This window comes from Candidatus Poriferisodalis sp. (genome assembly GCF_965208895.1).
Lineage (GTDB): Bacteria > Actinomycetota > Acidimicrobiia > Acidimicrobiales > Poriferisodalaceae > Poriferisodalis.
In genome coordinates this window covers 2,310,195-2,327,948 of record NZ_OZ242363.1, presented here as the reverse complement: position 1 = coordinate 2,327,948, position 17,754 = coordinate 2,310,195, and the positions used below count along the sequence as shown (strand labels likewise).

Below are 17,754 nucleotides of genomic sequence, written 5' to 3'. Positions count from 1 at the left end.
CAGGCTGCCCTCAGCACGTCGCGTTCGCCTTGGAGAACCGCGTCGACAGCGACACCGCCGGGCCGGTCCGCGGCCTCCGAGTCGCGTGTCTCGCCCGACGTGTCATCCGCCCGATGCGACGCGACGAACACGCCCGACGAAGCGCTGACGCACTCGCCGCTCGCCAAGGGAGCGTCTGACAGGCCCCACGACCCGACGCGTCGGCGAGACCCCGGTTGCGCAGCTCGGCCGGCATCGTCGCCCACTGCTCGGCGCCCTCGCCGCCTGACGGGCCCAGCCACATGCCCAACACGTCGCGTTCGCCGGCAAGATCCACGCCGATAGCGACATACACGGGCCTGTTGGCGACCTGGGAGTCAAGGGCCTTGACGACGATCGCGTCGAACCCAGCACCGCATAGACCGGATCGAGCGGTGCGGTTCTGCCACGCCGCCATGTCAGAGACGATCCCCTCGGTGATCTCCGAGATCGTCTCCCGGCTCACCGAGGTGTCATAGATCTCCTCGAGATGAGCCTGGATCTCCCCGGCCGTCAGCCCCTTCGCGTACAGACTGATCACATTGCCCGACAGCCCGTCCAGCCGGCGGAGTCGAGTCCGCAACGCAAGTCTGACGAATGGCGCTACGACACGGACTCCCGTGAGGATCAGGACTGACCATCGCCTGCGCGGCATCTGCCACTGCTACGACGCTGCTCGGCTCGATTTGAGCGAGGTCGGCATCGCCGTGATAGAAATTCCTTCCATCTCGCGCCGTGGCTGTGGAATAGTTCGGAGCCATGAGATACTGGTATCCCGCAAACCGGAGGGGGTCAGGTGACATCCAGAGCAAGCGTTTCCCGTCGCACCGCAACGGCCGAATTGGCTGGTGATCTCAGGCGCAGCTACCGCGAGGACTACGATCTGAGCGCCCTTGTCCGAGAAACGTGGCCTGTAGCTGGGGACCGAGCACAGAGGGTCGCTCGCCGTGTCGAAGGGAATCTCAGCATCGCCATTGCCCGATACAGAGAAGAGCACCCCGACTCGTCTCGTGCCCGGTGACGAACTAAGGTCCGCCGAGTCGCCCAACGGGGAGATCGAACCCGACGACGCTGGAGACGCCGAGATAGTCGATGGCGAACCGGTTGACGACGTTACTGAGGTAATCGAAGAACGTCACCGGATGAGTTTGGAATTCCGGGCTGGCCCGCTGCCCGACCCGGAGGCGTTCGCTGCCTACGAAGCCGCTTATCCGGGTGCTGCCGACCGAATCCTGTCGATGGCGGAAGCAGAATTCGCGCATCAGCACCAAATGGAAGACAGGCGCCGCGAGGCGGTTGAAGACATTCTTCTCGCTGTCATCAAGTGGGCACCGCTGATCGCCGGAGTCGTATTTGCTGGCATCATCGCTGTCGCGATTGTCGTGATTGTCCGTGGGGAAGCGTTGCTCGGTGTTGGCGTGGGATTCGCAGACTTGGTTATCGGCGCGCTGATGTACGAATCAGCGATGGGGACACGTCGCGCACGCAAGGATCGTCGTAGCGGCGACTAGCGCATGACCCCTAATCCACAGGCAGCCCATCTGCCAAGCTCGTCATCTCGTCGTTTGAGCCGGTTGCAGCGTGATCTGGAGCGCCGAGCGAAGCGGTTCGCCAGGCAGGGCCGGGAGCGTTCATCGACGGCTGACGCACGCGGGGCAGTCGCACCGCTCGAATTACGAGCTGTTGTGGATGAGGCCATGTATTCGCCCGTCGTCTGCGTCGAACTGCCGCCAGAGGCGATGCACATACCTGTCGTCGCGTGTGCCTCCCGGCCTTGAGTAGTACCGGTAGAGCGCATACGCGACGAGGTCGGCTGCCTGGAGTGCTCGTGTGGCACGGGAGTCAGCGAACAGCGGCACGTCGGCAAGGTTCCTGAGCCGGCCGAGCGAGCTGCTTGCGATGCGCCACTGATTCGTCCAGCTCTGCAGCGTGCCTTCGACACCGCTGCGGTCATGGATGATCGACCCGCGTTGCTGGTGGCCGCTGCGGCTCACGCGGCCTGCGAAGTCGTCGAGCTTCTTCGTCAGCAGTTCGCAGGCGCGGAGTTTGTGACCCTGCGGGTTTCGTTCTGTGACAGCCCCGATGAGCCGCCACGGCAAGGCGGGGCTGACGGGGGCATAGCCGGCCAGAGCGCCGTAGGCGCCCGCAAGAATCCGCTGCCGGTCGGGCCAGTCGAGCTTCGCCCACTGCTTGGTGCCATTGCGAAGCTCGGTGGCGTGCAATTCGAATTGAGTGTGGTCGTGTCCGAGCGGATGAAGCTTGCCGAACAGGAACGAGTCAAGACGCTGTTGCAGGTGCCATGGGTCCTCTTCGTGAACGATGATGCCCCCGACCGCCGGCACGGGGCTGCCGCCGTGGGTTCCGGATTCGTCGACGAAGCACAGGTACAACTGTCCCCCTACGCGTCCGTGCCCCGCCGAAGCGCGGCACGTTCTGCGAGACAGCAGAGGAGCAAGCTCACGGCACCGGATACGTCGGTCCTCTCCGCTGAGCAAACTCTACACGGCCCAATCACGACGCATCAACGCGGCCACACACATGACCGCTCTCGCGCTCGCACAGCTGAGACTGCCAGCCCGGATGAGTGTCGCAGCAACGCGTTGCTGCGTGGCGCCTGGCAGGCGCGATCGGCACGACCCGGAAGCTCCTTGAACGGCCGTTGAGAGCGCTGTCAGGACCCGAAATCACCCCGAAAGGAGCCGAACAAGGAGAAACACAACCTTGACTACTCACACGAAGCGGCGTGGCAGACGTTCCTTCGCAGCGATCCTGGCGGCGATGCTTATGGCATCGGTGCTCGCGGTCGTAGCGGGCTCTCCTGCTCAAGCCGCTAACGCGGCCTTCGAGGTGAAGGTCGATCGTGACGACGCGGCCACGGCGATGGTTCGTGAGTTCGCTGGTCAGGATCGTTACGACACTGCGTTGCGTCTGGCGAAGAATTTCGCCGTCGAGAAGGGCGGCTTGGGTGCTGTGCCTGCGGCGTCGGCACGGTGTATGTGCTGGGCGGCTCGGCGGCGGTGAGCGACGCTGCTGTGACCGAGATCGAAGAACTGGTGAACAAGCCGACGGTGACTCGTGTCGCTGGCGATGATCGTTACGCGCCTGCCGCGGCGATCGCGTCGATGGTCGAGACCGATTCGTCGTGGTGCGGCACCGAGGCAGTGTCCGCGGTGCTGATCAACGGCAGTTCCGATGCTTTGGCTTTCGGTGTGGCGGTGCAGACCACTGCTTACCGTTTGCAGTTGCCGTTGCTGATGACCGCGGCCGGCGAGTTGCCTGACGCGACCGCTGGGTTCATCACCGCGAACGATGTGGAGCATGTGCAGATCGTCGGCGGCACCTCAGCGGTGTCGGCTGATGTGGCTTCTGCGCTGACCACGCTGGGCGTCGATACCGTGAGCCGGGTCGAGGGCGATTCGGCTGCTGCTGTGTCGGTTGCGTTGGCGCAGTTGGCCAACAACGGCTGCGGCGACGACTTGGCGCCGGTTTCGACGGACCGTGTGGTGCTGGTGCGCGGCAACCCTGACGGTGTTGCTGCGGCGCCTGTGCTGGCGTCGAGCCTGACCGGCGGTGCTTTGGTGACGCCGTTGATCGTCGGCGGCACGCTGCCGGCGTCGGTGCGCGATTATCTGGCGGCGACGCCGAAGGCGGTCGGGGGCATCAGTCTGAATCTGGGCATCGTCGCGGTGGGCGGCACGGCTGCGGTGAGCCAGTCGGTGATGGACGCCGCGGTCGAGGCGGCCTCGTCGGGCGCGCTGACGGTGCAGATCGGCGCGGGCAACGACCCGGCGACCGATGCACTCGAGGGCGACAGCAACCGTGACGGGGTCACCGACGCGGACGACGCGGTGCGGCCCCAGGCCGGCACCGCTGTGTTCGCGCTGTATTTCAGCGGCGACGTGACCAGCGGCAGTGACGCCGCCGACGGCGGCGGGCTCGCTGTGACGACGGCTCTGCGGGACATGATCGAGGTCAACGGCATTCCCGCCGTGGTGACCTCGGCGGTGACCGGCGTGACCGGCGGCGGCTGCGCGGACAATGTCGTGTATGTGGCGTTGGGGCAAGGGCTCGCGGCCGGGGATGTGATCTCGGTCGCGTCGTCGTCGCTGAAGCTGGGCGCTGCTGAGGATCAGCGCACCGTGGTGCCGGCGTCTGCGACGGTGCAGGCAGCGCCGAAGGACACCGGCAGGCCTCAGGTGTCGATCATCGGCATCGCGTCGCCGAGGTCCGGTTCGTCGCCGGGCGCGGACGCGTTCACGGTGACGGTCACTGATCCGGGCGGGCTGGCCGCTGACACGCTGACTTCGGCGGGCTTCGCCTGCACGCGCGGCGCGGGCTCGACGAGCACTTCGTCGTCGAGCACCGTCGACCCGGTGTCGGCCTTCGGCACGCCCGCGATCCCTGCCGAGACGGGCGGTGAGCCCACCACGTCGTTCACGACGACGGTGTCGCTGACGAACCCGTTGGTGCCCGGGGACCGGCTGGTGCTCAAGTCCGGCAGGGTCAAGGACCTCGCGGGGAATCTGAGCTCGGCGAAGCCGGGGACCGCGATCAAGGCTGAGGCGAGCCCGAGGATCAGTTCGGTGCTGATGAGCGGGCTCAAGCACTCCGCGCTCAACTCGTGGACGCTGCCGGCCACGGCTGCCGACGCGACCACTGCCTCGGACGCGGCGAACGCGGTCACGATCACAGCGAAGGCCGGCGGCGACGCTGCGGGTGCTGCGGGCAACGCGTGGAGGGTCGTGTTCGACACTGCGGGCACCTATATGGCGTCCAAGCCGCTGGACATCGACGTGCGCGTCGGCACCAAGGGCAAGCGGGCGACGGTGCGGTTCGCGAACGGCGCGGCCACTGTGCACGACTTGGTCGCGGCGCTGAGGGCCAACGAAGACTTCGACAGCCGCTTCGGCGTGTCGCTGCGGTGCTCTGGCACCACCAGGACGCCGCTGGCGGTCAGCAACGCGAACAGGAACGTCACGGCGGCGGCGACGAACGCGGGCCGCACCCAGTTCGCGATCGAGGCCGACTTCAACCGGTACATCTCGGCGGTCGACGCGGACGCGCACGATGCGCTGCTGAGGGACCTGCTGGCCGCAGCAGCGGCACGGGCGAGGGTGGCCAACACCGACGACGGCATCGGCGCCGACGCCTCCGGACAGGCCGGCACACCGGCACACCGGCCGCAGGCGGCCTGACGATGGCCTCCGACGGTCAGACTGTTGTGACGGGTCCGACGAAGAAGGTGCGCTATGAGGGCGAGACCGCTGTCGCGGGCCTGCTGCCCATGGCACGCGATCTCGTCGACACCGCCGCCGGCCACAGCGGCCAGACCGCCGACACCACAGCGAACCCACCGGTCCCGGCGATCATCGAGACCCAAGAGGTTGCTCTGGGCTACGCGGCCGACGCCGCCCCGACATCGGGCACCCATGACCCGGTCGAGGAAGACAAGAACGCCAAGAGCGAGAACCGCATCTCGGTGTCCAGCAGCGTCAAGGCCCGCAACTAGCGAACCTGCTGCACAGTTGACCTGAACCGTTAGGGCAGCCCTGCTGCCCAACGGCAAAGACCGACAACGAAAGAGCCCCGGGGCACCCGCCCCGGGGCTCCTCGCGTCCGGACCCGTCGGACTCGAGCATTCGCGTTCCAACGAACTTGTCGAAGGGTTCAGCGTCACCGGCATAGCCAGGAGGAGACCGGCGGTTGCCTCAGACACCGTTCTTGGAGTGCGAGCACCATTTCACGCAGCTTGGCGACCCGCGATTGCCGCACGCATATCTCGCACCGGTCACTCACCATCGCAGGACATCGGAGGAGGCCGGCGGCCGACCCGAGAGCGGAATCACCGTAGGCGACAAGGCAGTGCTGCTGTTGCATGGCGTCGCGGCCGGCTGAGCAGGACTCGAGGGGGCAGTCAAGATGGCCGCGGTCAACCGCTTTGAGCGCAGCGCGTGGTCATGTCGAGCCTGCATCGACACTCACGAAACCAGATACAAGGTGTGCGACACGGACTCCGGCGTGACCTGCGGCGTGTTCGCCCACTCTCATGGAGTTCTCCTCAGACTCGCTCGCTGATTTTCCTCATCTCTGAGTGTCCACCAGCAGGGTGGAGTTCCTGCTCGCGCTGCGGGTCGAAGACCGAATCGGCCTCGACGACGGGTGACGTGCCCGGATGCCGGCCGCGGCCTCGGCCTCGGCAGGCTGCGCCGATCATGTCGCGTTCGCCTTGGAGATCCGCGTCGATAGCGACACCGCCGAGCCGGCTCGCGGCCTGCGAGTCGCGGGTCTCGCCCAACGTGCCATCCGCCGGATGCGGCACGACGAACACGCCCGACAAGACGCTGACGCACTCGCCGCTCGACAAGGGAGCGTCTGAGTGTCAATACTCATGCTGTTGGGGCTCTGGCGTCATGGCGCGTAGGTGTAGGCGGGGCGTCGAGGGCGGTGGTGGCAGCCTCAAGAACTGCGACCCATCGTTCGGGTAGATCCGAGTGTGGCGCCAGACCACCGCCGTGTCGGGTACCCGGCTGGAGCCGCGGGATCGCATCTGTGGCATCGTCGGTCACGATGGCTCGCGGCTTCCCGTTAGGAGCCGAATTCCTAGTTGGGCAAGGGTCGTCAACAGGTACGCCCGTTCTGCTGGTGTACCGCGGAGCCGGGTAAGCCCTGCGTCGTCGGCGAGGTCAGAAGCCAGCACGATCGCGCCCGCCGGGACAGCAGAGTGGGCCAGCTCACGAAGTTCGACGTTGATCGGCACGACGAGCATCGAGCCCCACTTCGACGAAGCGAGGGCCGGGCCGTCTGCCTCGAGCGGTGCTCCACTGCAGACAGCCTCGACGACGAGGCGATGAAACGGCATCTCGACCGGGTGGCGCTCGAGCATGTTTTCGTCGTGAAACTCGAGATCCGAGCGAGCAACGAGAACCAGTTCGTCCGTTGTCGGATCGTGGACCCAGAGATGTAGTGAAAGCGTCTCGTTCACCTGGCGGAGGGCGCCGGTATCGGCGAAGTTCTTTGAAATGGTTCGAGCGGCCGCCGACAACGCGAGCCGGGTGGGGGACCGGCGCGCGGCGAAGGCGGGACCAGGAAGGACACCGATTCTTACAGCTAAACGGAACCATTGTTCGAGTACCTCGACTAGGGGCACCTCCTCGGTCTCAGTGCGTCGAAGTTCGCGAAGAAACAGGCTGGTCTGGCAGAAGAAGTCCGCGGCGAGGCTTTCGGCCCCCATGTGGCTGAGACGCCCGGCAGCGGCACTGCGGCTCGCAGCGAGGGCAAGTTCCGTCGCATTGGCCCCGGGTGGTTGATCACCCTGTCCGATCCCGAGCACGTAATGACGGACATCGCTGCTCGTCCGACCAGTAGTGCCGTGCAGGTACGAGAGCAGGTTTGGGTCGGTGAGGCTTGTTCCCACGAAGAGGCTCGAAACGCGCTCGAGAAGGGACTGGCAATAGAGCCGGGTCGCCGTCGCAGGTGCGCTGTCCAGCGCGCCGAAATAGTCGTCCTCAGCGAGCACGATGTCGCCACTTGGTACCGAGAGCGCGGTGGGCTGATTGGGATGCGGGATGACGCCGTGGAGATGGATGACCCGGTACCTCTCGACGTCGGCCTCGTCTCGGTCAGGTGCTCCTGACACGATCTCGACTTCGGACGCGGCGACGTCGGCGTCAAGGAGAGCGAGTTCGATGAGGAGGTCGTAGTTGGTAGTTATGACGGTCAGACGGCCAGGCCCGCGTTCAGTCCACAATGCTGCGATCTCGCGCGCCGTCGCGCCTGGGGTGATATCCAGTCGGCTTTCCTTCGCGGGCTGGTACAGCGCCTCCTTCAGTCTTCGAAGGTAGTCATCCTCAGGGAAATGGCTCTTGACGATGGACGCTGCGCCGAGCAGGCCGTGGGTTGCCATGACGAGGCGCTTGAAGCTGGCGGTATGTGGCTCGATCGCAGCACGGGCAACTGATGTCGTGAAGTCGTTGCCTGAGAGTCCGGGTTCGTGGTTCCGAAACGGCTCGCTGCTCAAGGCGACCTCGCCGAGCAGATTCTCGAGCAGGTCTGTCCACCCGGGAAGTCCAGACTCGCGTGACACGCCAGCGCCGACGACCAGGGCGATTCGTTCCTGGCGGGCGAGAAATGCGAGAGCGTCGCGAGTTGATTGGTGCTCAAAGAAACGGCGCAGGCCCGAATAGCTGCCAGTCACGTTCGCTCCGGCGACGGATGCGAACACAGGTATGGCAAGGGCTCGGTGGTATCGTCCTGTCGCGGCGAAATTACGGCGAAACTCATAGCGTGAGACGACTAACTTATCTTGAGGAGCTTGCTCGACTCGAGGACTCGTACGAGTCTGCCCAACGGGCGGACGTCGCACAGCTCGTCGAACTGCAAGCGTGCATGGGGAGTCGCCCAGCGATCTTCGTCGCGTCCGGCGGAAGCCTCGCGGTCGCCCAGTTGGCGGCGGAGGTGCAGAGCACAGCACGGGGGGGGCTTGCCACAGCGGTGACGCCTCTGGCTCTGGTGAGCGAGGCCCCAGTCCGAGATGCATCGGTTGTTGTGATTTCGTCGCGGGCGTCGCATCCCGACGTCTCGTTTTGCCTTGCAGCTGCCCGGCAACGCCACAGCCACCCGATAGTGCTTGTAACGCATCGTGACCCGGCATGGCTCAAACCTGACGTGACCAAGCATCTCTCGGATACGGTTCACATTGAGCCGGTCGTGCCGGATGGTTTCCTCGCGACAAACAGCGTGTTGGCGATGGCCACCCTGTTTGTTCGGGCCGCGGACCCTGCGACGGCGCTGCCCACACTGCCATGGCTCAAGCTCCCCGCACCAGCGATTGAGACGGATCGTGCCTTGGTCCTTCACGGTCCGGGCCAACGCCCAGCGGCGATCGATCTCGAGACTCGGTTCTCCGAGATCGGGCTTGCGAGTGTGCAGGTCACTGACTATCGCAATTTTGCTCACGGGAGACACACAGGATTCGCGCGGAACCTGGAGACCACCTCGGTCGTTTCGTTCGCAGGTCCTGCGACAGAGTCGCTGGCAGAAGCGGTGCTTAAGGAATTGCCCGGCGGCGTGCGGGTGCATCGCATATGGACGTCGAGGGAAGGGTTCGCTGGCGCCTTGGATTTGCTGTGCGCGTCGATGCGGACGGTAGGAGAGACTGCGACTGCAGCTGGCGTCGACCCTGCCCGACCTCAGGTCCCGACGTTCGGAAGGCGCCTCTATCGCCAGTCAGCGCGCCGACACATTGCGGTCGAAGAGGCCGACGCGGTCGATCGCAAAATAGTCGCTGCCGAGATTCCCGCCCGCAGTTCTCTGGCCGGCGACGTGTCGCTGAGCTATGCGGCATGGCGCCGTGACATCAGCGCAACGCGATTCGGGGGTGTGGTGTTGGACTATGACGGCACGATGTGCGGGACTGAAGATCGCTTTGACGGACCACTGCCCGAAGTGCGCTCCGAAGTGCTTCGACTCTTGGGCGAAGGTTGTCTCCTCGGCGTCGCTACTGGGCGTGGGGTCGGATTGCTCGAGGAATTCCGCGGATTGGTGCCCCAAGATCTCTGGCCGAGCGTGACCATGGGGCTCTACAACGGAGCCGTCGTCATTGGCCTTGGCGACCCTGCCCCGATCACCGACCGTCCGGCCTTGACCGAATTGGATCAACTCAGCCACGTACTCCATGAGTCCGAATTTGCGACAAGCGTCAAGATTGAGAAACGGGTCTGGCAAGTCTCTGTGTGGCCTGTGACAGGGACCGGTTTGGGCATCGCGTCCGTCTTGCGCTGGGTGCGAGAGGTTCTGGCCCGCGCAGGAGTAAATGACTTGAAAGTCGTGCAATCGGGCCATTCCGTCGATGTGGTCGCGGCCACGACCTCCAAAGTGACAGTTGTTGAGAGGCTTGAGAATTGCGGCGGCAAGCCGGTGCTAGCCATTGGAGACCGGGGAGAGGTTGGTGGGAACGATTTCGAGATGCTTGCTGCGCGGCGGTGGTCCCTCACGGTCGACCGTTGCAGCGGTGACGCGACGCGATGCTGGAACCTGTCTCGCTCGGGACGGCGGGGCCCGGAGGCGTTAGTGACCTATCTGCGGGCACTGAGCAAGACGTCCTCCGGTTGGCGTTTTCGACCACCTCGCTCGTGAAAGACCAACTGCTCGAGAAGCTCTTGGCTCGCGTCCTCAATTGGGAAGCGGCCGACGTCGCTCAGCGGGGCGGCGAGTACCAGGCAATGGCAGGCCTAAAGTATGACGAATACGGTGGCTACCGGGCAGGAGAGGGGTTTCTCGAAAACCTCACCGGTTGGCTCGGCCAGATGTCCACGGAAGACCGGCAACGAGCGGCCGAGTTTGTGTGCAACGAGATGGTCTTCATCTCAACTGCCGAGCTTGACCACCTCATCGAGACCGCATACCCCGATGTCATCCGGCCAACATTGCTCCGAATAGCGGCCGCACGGGTGGGTTGTGAGCCGTGGCAGCTCACGAGAATCCAAGCGTCGGACGAATTCAAGAAGCTGCACCGCCAAACGTTGATCCTCGGGCTTGGCGACGGAGCACACATTGACCAGCTGCGCAGGACGAGCGAGTTCTCGAACGAGCAGTTCTACATCGCGCCAGAAATGGCGGAATCTTCGGCAGAGCGTATGCGAGACGACCTTCGGAAAGCACTTGACGACGAAGAGGCGCTCTTCGAGCATGTGGTGCTTGTGGACGACTTCTCCGCTAGCGGTGTCACGATGATGCGGCCGAAAGATGGTGGTTCGTTTGCGGGTCGTCTAGTCAAGGCCAAGGAGCAACTCGATCGCCTGACGGATGTCGCTGTGGTTGCAGAGCCGAACGTAAGCGTACTTCTCTATTGTGCGAGCGAGACGGCTCTCGACCACATCAAACAACTGTTGGGCCAGGTCGGTTGGTCGTGGCAACTCAAAGCGATACAGGTCCTTCCAAGCTCACTGCGTGTCGAGGATTCGATTCTGCTCGAGATGTGCGAGAAGTATTTTGACGAGCGATTGCTCGAACAGCTCGGCGTCCATATCGAGGTTGCAGATGGCGATGTCCGGCACGGCTTCGGCGGCGGCAGGCTGCCGGTCGTACTGTCTCACAATACTCCGAACAATTCGATCTCCCTCCTTTGGGCGGACACCCGGCATATGGGTGGGTCTCAGCGCGGGCTGTTTCCTCGCCGACATCGTCACAACGCGGAGCGGCCGTGAGGACACTCCACAACCCGTTCCTGTCACGAGCTTCCGAACAAGAACGCGAGACCTTTGACTTCCTGCGACATGTTGGTGCCGCTGTCCTTGAACTGCTCCCGGACTCGCTGTGGGACCGCCCTCTTATCATCCGCTCGGCTTCGGGCGGAGGCAAGACAACTCTGCTGCGGGTCTTCACCGCTGAGAGTCTGCGGGAAGTCAACGTGCGGAGAGATGATCTGCGCGACCTCGCGGAGCAGCTCGATCGCGTCGGCGCACTCGCGGACAATCCGACACATCTTGGAGTGCTGCTGAACCTCAGCCGTGACTACCGCACAATTGCGATGTCGGGTGCTCCGCCAGGGATTGCTGACCGGCTCTTCTTGCGGCTCCTTGATGCGCGCATCGTCTCGGCGGTGGTTCGTGCAGCCGTCGGCTCCTGCGCGGGGCGTTACCCCGACGATGTGGGGCGGCTCCACCTTGAGCTTGACGACAGCGATGAGCGTGCGGCGGTAGCTGCCGATCAGCTCGGCGGCCTTGACGGCACGGCCTTGGTGGGGGCAAGTCGAGCGATTGAATCAGAAATCGTTGAGATATTGGACTCGCTGAAGCCGGTTGACTGGGACCGGGCAGCCCGCGGACATTCGCAGCTGCACTCGTTGAGACTTCTCTCGTCCGCGGAACTCCTTTTCGACAATCAAACCGTGCCGCCAGTTCACCTGCTGTTCGATGACGGCCACGCGTTAGCAGAGGATCAACGCGCCGCGGTATTGACAGCCCTGCAGGATCGCAGGCTTACCGTTGCGCGCTGGTACGCCGAGCGCCTCTCGGCGCTTGACTCGTCTGAAGTACTGCAGGGGGAGACACGAGGTCGTGACTACGAGCTGCTGGAACTTGAAAGGGCAACTCGGGTCAACGCCCGCGGGGGCGGTCGCCGGTTTGATCGCATCCTTCGGGAAGTCGGCAATCTGAGAGCAGGCTGGCACATCGACCAGTACACGCGCAGCCAGCGAGATTTCTTTGAGTTCCTCGATTCCCCCGTCGTTGTTGAGGACGCGCAGCTGGAGGCCATCCGAAATTCCGCTAAGGAGGCGGCGGGCTCAAACACGTTGCACGCGCGATGGGTCGATGAGGCGACAGGCAAAACGGCACTCGAATCAGCAGTTCTGCTGCGTGGCGCCGAGATTCTGATGGAGCGTTCCAGGAACAAGCCACAACAAACGCTCTTTGACCCAGCAGAGGGGCCTGCGCTAGCGGAGGAGTTGGGCAGCGACGTAAAGGGCGCAGCGCGGCTCTTCCTCGCACGAGAGCACGACGTGCCGTACTACGCGGGGGCCGACACGATCACCCGCGTTGCCTCGGAGAACGTTGAGCAGTTCTTACGCGTGTGCGGCGAGGTATTTGAGTACATGCTGGCCAAGATCACGTTGGACGAGCCGCCGACCGTTCCCGTCGAGGAGCAAGACCGGATCCTCCGCTTCGCCAGTGAGCGCATGTGGAGAGAGCTGCCGGACCGTCTACCTCGATACGCCGACGTGATCCGGCTAGTTAACCGGATCGCTCGGATCGCTGAGCAGCAGACACAGCGTCCAACCGCACCATATCCCCCTGGCGTTAACGGAATCGCAATAACGATGGAGGACCGTACTCGCCTTCTCAATCCGGGCACCCGCGACAGAATTCCAGGCGGTGAAAGACTCTTCGAGGCGCTCGGTGTTGCGGTCGCGCGAAATGTCCTGGTCGCGGATGTCGACTATTCGGTGAAGAAGAAGCGGGTAATGGTGCTGTACCTCAATCGATTGCTCTGCCCACGCCTAAGTCTGCCGCTCAGCCGCGGGAGCTTCCGCGAACAGAAGGTCACCGAGGTGGCCGGATGGCTCCTCGACGGTGACGATGCGGAACCAACAGCGCCCGAACCGCCGCTGTTCGACCTATGACCGGCTCTCAGCCAGGCGCGCTGTGGGGCGACTACGCAATCGGCCGGAACACCGATATGGATGACATGTTGCACGCAGCGGCGATATGCGCCGGTTTGCCGCTGCATCTCGTGATCGGCGACGGTTTCGATCAGCGCACACTGCACATCGTGCGTCGATGCCTCACGCTTGGAATCGACTTCCGCGTCACCACCATGGCACTCCCGCCCGGCGTCGGCCACGGTGCCTCGACGTCGCTTGCACGCGCCAATCGGAAAGCGCTCGCCGAACTTGGCGACGAGCACGGTTTCGTTACGTATCTCGCGCCGGAACCGACAGGGGCCGATCCGCTAACCGTCGGGGCGAGGCAGGCGAGGGCCCTGATCGCCGAGGAGATCTTGAAAGTGGGTGAGGCGGTGGTGCTCGACGTCTCAGCGATGCCGACACGTCGGTTCTTCCCGCTCATCGGGGCGATCGAGGCACAGGTCCGCGAGCACAATGCGGGCGAGTTCCTCATAACGGTGGCGGAGAATCCTGAGTTGGACCAGATGATCCGCTCAGAAGGGACGACCGAGCCAGGCGCCATCGTCGGGTTCCGCCACACGTTGGGAATCGACGCGGCGGATGTCAACACGATCTGGGCACCGGTCCTCGGTGAATCTTCGGAAGCAGAGCTGAGGGCGATTTACGAATATCTCGGACCTGACGAGGTGTACCCAATCCTGCCGTTTCCCGCTCGTGATCCACGGCGGGCTGACGGCCTCATCCTCGAACACCGGGTGTTGCTGTTCGATGTGTTCGAGACGGACAAGCGCAACCTGCTTTACGTCCAGGAAGCGAACCCCTTTGACTGCTATCGAGTGCTAACTGGTCTGTATCTGCGGTCCTCGGATCTGCTAGCGCCACTTGGCGAAGTGAGGGTGATCGTGTCGGTTCATGCCTCGAAGATGCTGTCGATCGGAGCTTGTCTTGCGTCGATCGAGCAGCCGATAGCGGTTGTTACCGCAAGCGGGAGTCATCATTTGGCGGAGGCCCCGGAGGACCGGTGGGTACTGGAGACAACAGACATGACCGCCATCTGGCTCCAGGGAAGCCCATACCGCGCGTGATGTCGCGAGCTCTGTGTGGTGGGTACGTGGTGCTCGACGTCGTGCACTGCACGTGGGGGGTACGACGGGCCGCAGGTGGAACCGCCGCGAACATCGCGGCCAACCTTTGCTACTTGGGGTGGGAGTCCGAGATCACTGCTCGAATTGGTGACGATTCGGCGGGCAAGGCCGTGGTGGCCGACTTGCGAGCGGTTGGCGTCGCTGTTGACGGTCTCTGGCTCGATGCCGACACCGTGACACCACTCATCGAGCACTCATCTCGTGACGGCGTTCCGCGCTACAGGTACGGGTGCTCGGAATGTCGGCGCGGCGTAGCGGTGTACCGGCCACTGCCGGAGGAAGCTGCCTCCGAAGTGCTGAGCGCTGGATTGCGCGATGTTTTTGTCTTCGACAGACCATGCCGCTTCAATGCCGCAGTGGCTGAGGCGCACCGGACCGGAGGACGCCAGGTCGTCTATGAGCCTGCTACCAAAGCGAGTCCAGGAGCGCATCGGCGAGCATGTGCGGCGGCGACAATTGTCAAGATCAGCCGTCCAGACCGCGAGACAATTGGTGACCGCCTTCCACCAACGGCCGAAGGAGAGGTTCGGATCACCACCGATGGCGCTGAAGGCGCGACTCTGGAACTCAACGGTGTCTGTCGGCGGGTTTCGCCGCCGCGCGTCTCGGCTGTCGACGCCGGTGGTGCCGGGGATTGGTTGACAGCCGCGATTGTGCACCGACTCGCGTCGGGAAGTGGGCCTATGGACGCGCTGGACTGGGCACAAGCTGTGGCGGCGATGTCGACTCTCTATCCAGGGGCACGCGGTATGAGCAGCTCGATCTCTCGATCTGCTATGTACCAGCGCGCGGGTCGAATCCGCCGCGGGATGAGCGTGCAAACGGGCGACGTGGCCACGTCGTCTCGTCGTGCGCGGCGAGGTAGCTGCCCCCGATGTGGTCTTGCGCTACCGCGTAATAGGTCATGACATGCATCTGCTAGATGAGCCCCTATGTCAAGTTTTGGGGTGTTGAGGTGGGTCCAGTGAATCGCCCCGGGACGTTCCTATAGATGTCAAGTGCGGGTTTTGAGGGTGGCGAGGTCGGCTCGAAGGGTGCGGTAGATCTCTCGTGCGACGAAGCGTTTGAGGCAGCGGATGGCTTCTTTTTTGGTTTTGCCTTCGGCGACGCGGCGGTTGAGGTAGCTGCGGGTTCGTTCGCAGCAGCGGAGCCGGACGATGACGATCATGTGCAGTGCCCGGTTGGCGTCGCGGTTGCCGGCGAAGTTGAGCCGGTGACGGCTGGTGCGCCCGCTCGAGGCAGGGACCGGCGCGGCGCCGCACAGGTGAGCGAACGACGCTTCGGGGCTGAGCCGGTCGAGTTCGTCTTCGAGCTCGTCGGCTTCGGCGCCGAGCTGGGCGATGCGACGCCCCAGGCTGGCAAGCGCTGTCTTGGCTGCTTGGGCGGGGTCGGCGAGCCGGCCGGGGTCGGGCCGCAGCCGTGCGCACACCGCCGCCTTGCCCCCGAGGGTGCGGCGGCAGTCGAGCTGGGCGCGCAAATCGGCGGGGGCGGCGACGAGCAGGCCGCCGAGCTGGCACAGCGCCGCAGAGCGGGCCTTGACAGCGCTGTTGCGGGCGACGCTGAGCTGACGGATCGCCTCGACGACCCCGGTGGTGTCGGTCGCGGCTGCGGCCGCTTCGCCCGAGAGCACCTTGCGGGCAGCGGCCTCGGCGTCGATGGCGTCGTTCTTGCCGCGGCGGGCGCGAAGATGGCGATGGGGCTGGTCGGCCTCGATGACCGCGCAGCCCTGCTCGGTCAAAGACCGGGCCAGGGCCGCCCCGCAGGAACCGGTGGACTCCACGCCGACCGCGGCGATCGGCCCGAACGACGCGAGCCACCTGCATGTGGAGTCATAGCCCGCAACTGTCGCGGGGAACGACTCGCTGCCCAGCATCCGGCCCAACGGGTCGAGCGCTGCGGCTACGTGGAAGTCGGTGCGGCAGCCGATCCCGCCGATCACCGCCCGTGGCGGTTCTGGCATCATGTTGTCCTTCATCTCGGAGCGGCTCGCGTGCCGGGACGGGACGGACATAACAGTGATGAGGCATCAGCCAGCACACGTTCCTATGAGGTCACGTCGCTCGTCCCGGACCGGCCGCAGCTGACAAGTCCAAGAAGCGAGCCGCCGACGCCGACGAGTCCCACCCAAGGCACCCACAACACGCAGGGCCAGTTCGATAGCAGGTCAGACGCCGACGGCCCGCTCCCCGCACACATCTTCACTGTTCGGTAGTGGTCGAAGTTGGCGTTCCCGAACGACACGCGCTTGATCAGCTTGGCCAGGTTGTTGGCTGCCTCGGTGGGGCCGTTCGTCACGCGTGAGCGGTGCCAGTTGGTGATCTGTGCCCGCCAGGTGCGAAGCGTGCGGCCGAGCTTGTTCAGCTCCGGCGAGAAGGTTTCGTCGCGCGGGTCGCGGGACAGCTCGTCGATGGCTTCGAGGGCGAGTTGGTGGTCGCCGATGCGGTAGGTCATGCGCAGGGTCTCTTTCGCGTGCCATGCGTCGCGGACCTCGCCGTGGGGGTCGCCGGCGGCGAGCAGGCCGCGCAGCTTCGCCTCGCCGCGTTCGGTGACGCGTTCGTGGGCCTTGAGCAGCAGCCGCCGTATCCGATACAGCGGATCGCCTTTGGTGCCGCGTCCGCCGGTTGTCTCGTTCTGGACGCGTCGGCGCACTTCGTCGATGGTGCTGTTGGCGAGCTTGACGACGTGGAACGGGTCCGCGACCTGGATCGCGTGGGGCAGCGAATCGGTGAACGCCTTGCGGTACGGCCCCGACAGATCCATCACCGCCCACCGCACTCGCCGCCGCCGCCCCGAGGTGCGCCCGCGGATCCAGCGTGTGGCCCCTTTGGCGCTCTTGCCAGCGACTATGTCGAGCAGCTTGCCCCGCCTGGCGTCCACGATGGTGGTGCCCCAGTGCTGTTCGCGGTACCGGCCGCGGCGGAACATCAAGATCTCATCGAGACCCAACGCCGTCACGCCGCCGATACGCGACCGGTCGGCTTCGAGCAGCGCGGTGCCCCACCGATGCACCGCAGCCATAGCGGTATGCCAGTTGCATCCCAGCTCGGCTACGATCTCCTTGATCGCCCGTCCCTTGCCCGCCCGGCGAGTCGCCCAGCGAGCAGCCCGAGCGGTCATGCGCGCCCTCGGCAGCGCGATGGCCGGTTCCTGATCGGTGAACGTGCGCACCGCGCACGACCCGTCGGGGCACAGCCAGCGGCGCTTGCGCCACACCAGCCGCACCGGCCGGCCGAACGCCGCCAGATCAGCCAGCCTCACCCCGGCTCGACCCGTGAGCCCACACCGGCCCGCCGCAACCCCCGCAGCACGGCCGGCGGGCCAACTCGATCTCGACCTCGAGCGGGCCGCCGCGTCGGCCCCCCACATCGAGCACCGCGACACCCGAACCCAAACCGACGATCAACGACAACGCACGCGTACAGTCAACAGCCACAGGGATCCTCCCGAACCGGGGCGATAAGACACCTC

At 64.8% G+C, this 17,754-nt stretch carries 16 protein-coding genes; 8 read left to right on the top strand and 8 right to left on the bottom strand.

Going from position 1 to position 17,754, the window contains the following annotated elements; all coding sequences use genetic code 11:
• Positions 1-10: 10 nt before the first annotated feature.
• Positions 11-673: a transposase gene (locus tag ACOGJB_RS10430; protein ID WP_419837081.1), complete on the bottom strand. Its 663-nt coding sequence runs from the start codon at positions 671-673 to the stop codon at positions 11-13.
• Positions 674-965: 292 nt separating this feature from the next.
• On the opposite strand from ACOGJB_RS10430, the gene ACOGJB_RS10425 reads away from it, so the two are divergent.
• Positions 966-1,529 carry a DUF2335 domain-containing protein gene (locus ACOGJB_RS10425; protein WP_419837015.1) on the top strand — a complete coding sequence of 188 codons (564 nt, stop codon included), beginning with the start codon at positions 966-968 and terminating at the stop codon, positions 1,527-1,529.
• 162 nt (positions 1,530-1,691) lie between these two features.
• Here the strand turns inward: ACOGJB_RS10425 and ACOGJB_RS10420 are convergent, their stop codons facing one another.
• Complete coding sequence (locus tag ACOGJB_RS10420; RefSeq protein ID WP_419837014.1) at positions 1,692-2,408, bottom strand: DUF3800 domain-containing protein; 717 nt, start codon at positions 2,406-2,408, stop codon at positions 1,692-1,694.
• Between the two features lie 331 nt (positions 2,409-2,739).
• Here ACOGJB_RS10420 and ACOGJB_RS10415 point away from each other — a divergent pair, with 331 nt between their 5' ends.
• The 3 genes from ACOGJB_RS10415 to ACOGJB_RS10405 are packed head-to-tail and all read left to right on the top strand — an operon-like array spanning position 2,740 to position 5,527.
• Complete coding sequence (locus ACOGJB_RS10415; RefSeq protein WP_419837080.1) at positions 2,740-3,039, top strand: hypothetical protein; 300 nt, start codon at positions 2,740-2,742, stop codon at positions 3,037-3,039.
• The gene (locus tag ACOGJB_RS10410; protein ID WP_419837079.1) at positions 3,036-5,213 is read left to right on the top strand and encodes a cell wall-binding repeat-containing protein; all 2,178 of its coding nucleotides are present in this window, start codon (positions 3,036-3,038) and stop codon (positions 5,211-5,213) included. Before ACOGJB_RS10415 ends, ACOGJB_RS10410 begins: the two co-directional genes overlap by 4 nt.
• Before the next feature lie 26 nt (positions 5,214-5,239).
• Positions 5,240-5,527 carry a hypothetical protein gene (locus tag ACOGJB_RS10405; RefSeq protein ID WP_419837078.1) on the top strand — a complete coding sequence of 96 codons (288 nt, stop codon included), beginning with the start codon at positions 5,240-5,242 and terminating at the stop codon, positions 5,525-5,527.
• 549 nt (positions 5,528-6,076) lie between these two features.
• On the opposite strand, the gene ACOGJB_RS10400 is transcribed toward ACOGJB_RS10405, so the two are convergent.
• The 3 genes from ACOGJB_RS10400 to ACOGJB_RS10390 form a co-directional block, all read right to left on the bottom strand.
• Positions 6,077-6,346 (bottom strand): hypothetical protein, encoded by a 270-nt coding sequence (locus tag ACOGJB_RS10400; RefSeq protein WP_419837077.1) that lies wholly within the window; start codon positions 6,344-6,346, stop codon positions 6,077-6,079.
• A gap of 234 nt (positions 6,347-6,580) precedes the next feature.
• Complete coding sequence (locus ACOGJB_RS10395; RefSeq protein ID WP_419837076.1) at positions 6,581-8,212, bottom strand: SIR2 family protein; 1,632 nt, start codon at positions 8,210-8,212, stop codon at positions 6,581-6,583.
• Positions 8,213-9,243: 1,031 nt separating this feature from the next.
• Positions 9,244-9,693 carry a hypothetical protein gene (locus ACOGJB_RS10390; protein ID WP_419837075.1) on the bottom strand — a complete coding sequence of 150 codons (450 nt, stop codon included), beginning with the start codon at positions 9,691-9,693 and terminating at the stop codon, positions 9,244-9,246.
• 431 nt (positions 9,694-10,124) lie between these two features.
• On the opposite strand from ACOGJB_RS10390, the gene ACOGJB_RS10385 reads away from it, so the two are divergent.
• Genes ACOGJB_RS10385 through ACOGJB_RS10370 form a run of 4 tightly spaced genes read left to right on the top strand, consistent with a single transcriptional unit; the run spans position 10,125 to position 15,194 of the window.
• Positions 10,125-11,222: a phosphoribosyltransferase-like protein gene (locus ACOGJB_RS10385; protein ID WP_419837074.1), complete on the top strand. Its 1,098-nt coding sequence runs from the start codon at positions 10,125-10,127 to the stop codon at positions 11,220-11,222.
• A complete protein-coding gene (locus ACOGJB_RS10380; protein ID WP_419837073.1) occupies positions 11,219-13,138 on the top strand; it encodes a hypothetical protein in 1,920 nt (639 codons plus the stop codon). The genes ACOGJB_RS10385 and ACOGJB_RS10380 overlap by 4 nt, the downstream gene beginning before the upstream one ends.
• Positions 13,135-14,226 carry a hypothetical protein gene (locus tag ACOGJB_RS10375; RefSeq protein ID WP_419837072.1) on the top strand — a complete coding sequence of 364 codons (1,092 nt, stop codon included), beginning with the start codon at positions 13,135-13,137 and terminating at the stop codon, positions 14,224-14,226. The genes ACOGJB_RS10380 and ACOGJB_RS10375 overlap by 4 nt, the downstream gene beginning before the upstream one ends.
• Entirely contained in the window at positions 14,226-15,194 is a 969-nt protein-coding gene (locus ACOGJB_RS10370; RefSeq protein WP_419840714.1) for a carbohydrate kinase family protein, read from the top strand. The genes ACOGJB_RS10375 and ACOGJB_RS10370 overlap by 1 nt, the downstream gene beginning before the upstream one ends.
• Positions 15,195-15,280: 86 nt before the next feature.
• On the opposite strand, the gene ACOGJB_RS10365 is transcribed toward ACOGJB_RS10370, so the two are convergent.
• The 3 genes from ACOGJB_RS10365 to ACOGJB_RS10355 form a co-directional block, all read right to left on the bottom strand.
• Positions 15,281-16,249, bottom strand: a complete 969-nt coding sequence (locus ACOGJB_RS10365) for an IS110 family transposase (RefSeq protein WP_419837071.1) — start codon at positions 16,247-16,249, stop codon at positions 15,281-15,283.
• An 80-nt stretch (positions 16,250-16,329) separates the two neighbouring features.
• The gene (locus tag ACOGJB_RS10360) at positions 16,330-17,544 is read right to left on the bottom strand and encodes an ISL3 family transposase (protein ID WP_419837070.1); all 1,215 of its coding nucleotides are present in this window, start codon (positions 17,542-17,544) and stop codon (positions 16,330-16,332) included.
• Complete coding sequence (locus ACOGJB_RS10355) at positions 17,531-17,719, bottom strand: hypothetical protein (RefSeq protein WP_419837069.1); 189 nt, start codon at positions 17,717-17,719, stop codon at positions 17,531-17,533. Before ACOGJB_RS10355 ends, ACOGJB_RS10360 begins: the two co-directional genes overlap by 14 nt.
• Positions 17,720-17,754: the final 35 nt, after the last annotated feature.

Coding starts and splice junctions, on each gene's coding strand:
- ACOGJB_RS10365 (WP_419837071.1), bottom strand. CDS start 16,249: ATGATGCCAGAACCGCCACGGGCGGTGATCGGCGGGATCGGCTGCCGC.
- ACOGJB_RS10375 (WP_419837072.1), top strand. CDS start 13,135: ATGACCGGCTCTCAGCCAGGCGCGCTGTGGGGCGACTACGCAATCGGC.
- ACOGJB_RS10390 (WP_419837075.1), bottom strand. CDS start 9,693: ATGGAGTACGTGGCTGAGTTGATCCAATTCGGTCAAGGCCGGACGGTC.
- ACOGJB_RS10370 (WP_419840714.1), top strand. CDS start 14,226: ATGTCGCGAGCTCTGTGTGGTGGGTACGTGGTGCTCGACGTCGTGCAC.
- ACOGJB_RS10430 (WP_419837081.1), bottom strand. CDS start 673: ATGCCGCGCAGGCGATGGTCAGTCCTGATCCTCACGGGAGTCCGTGTC.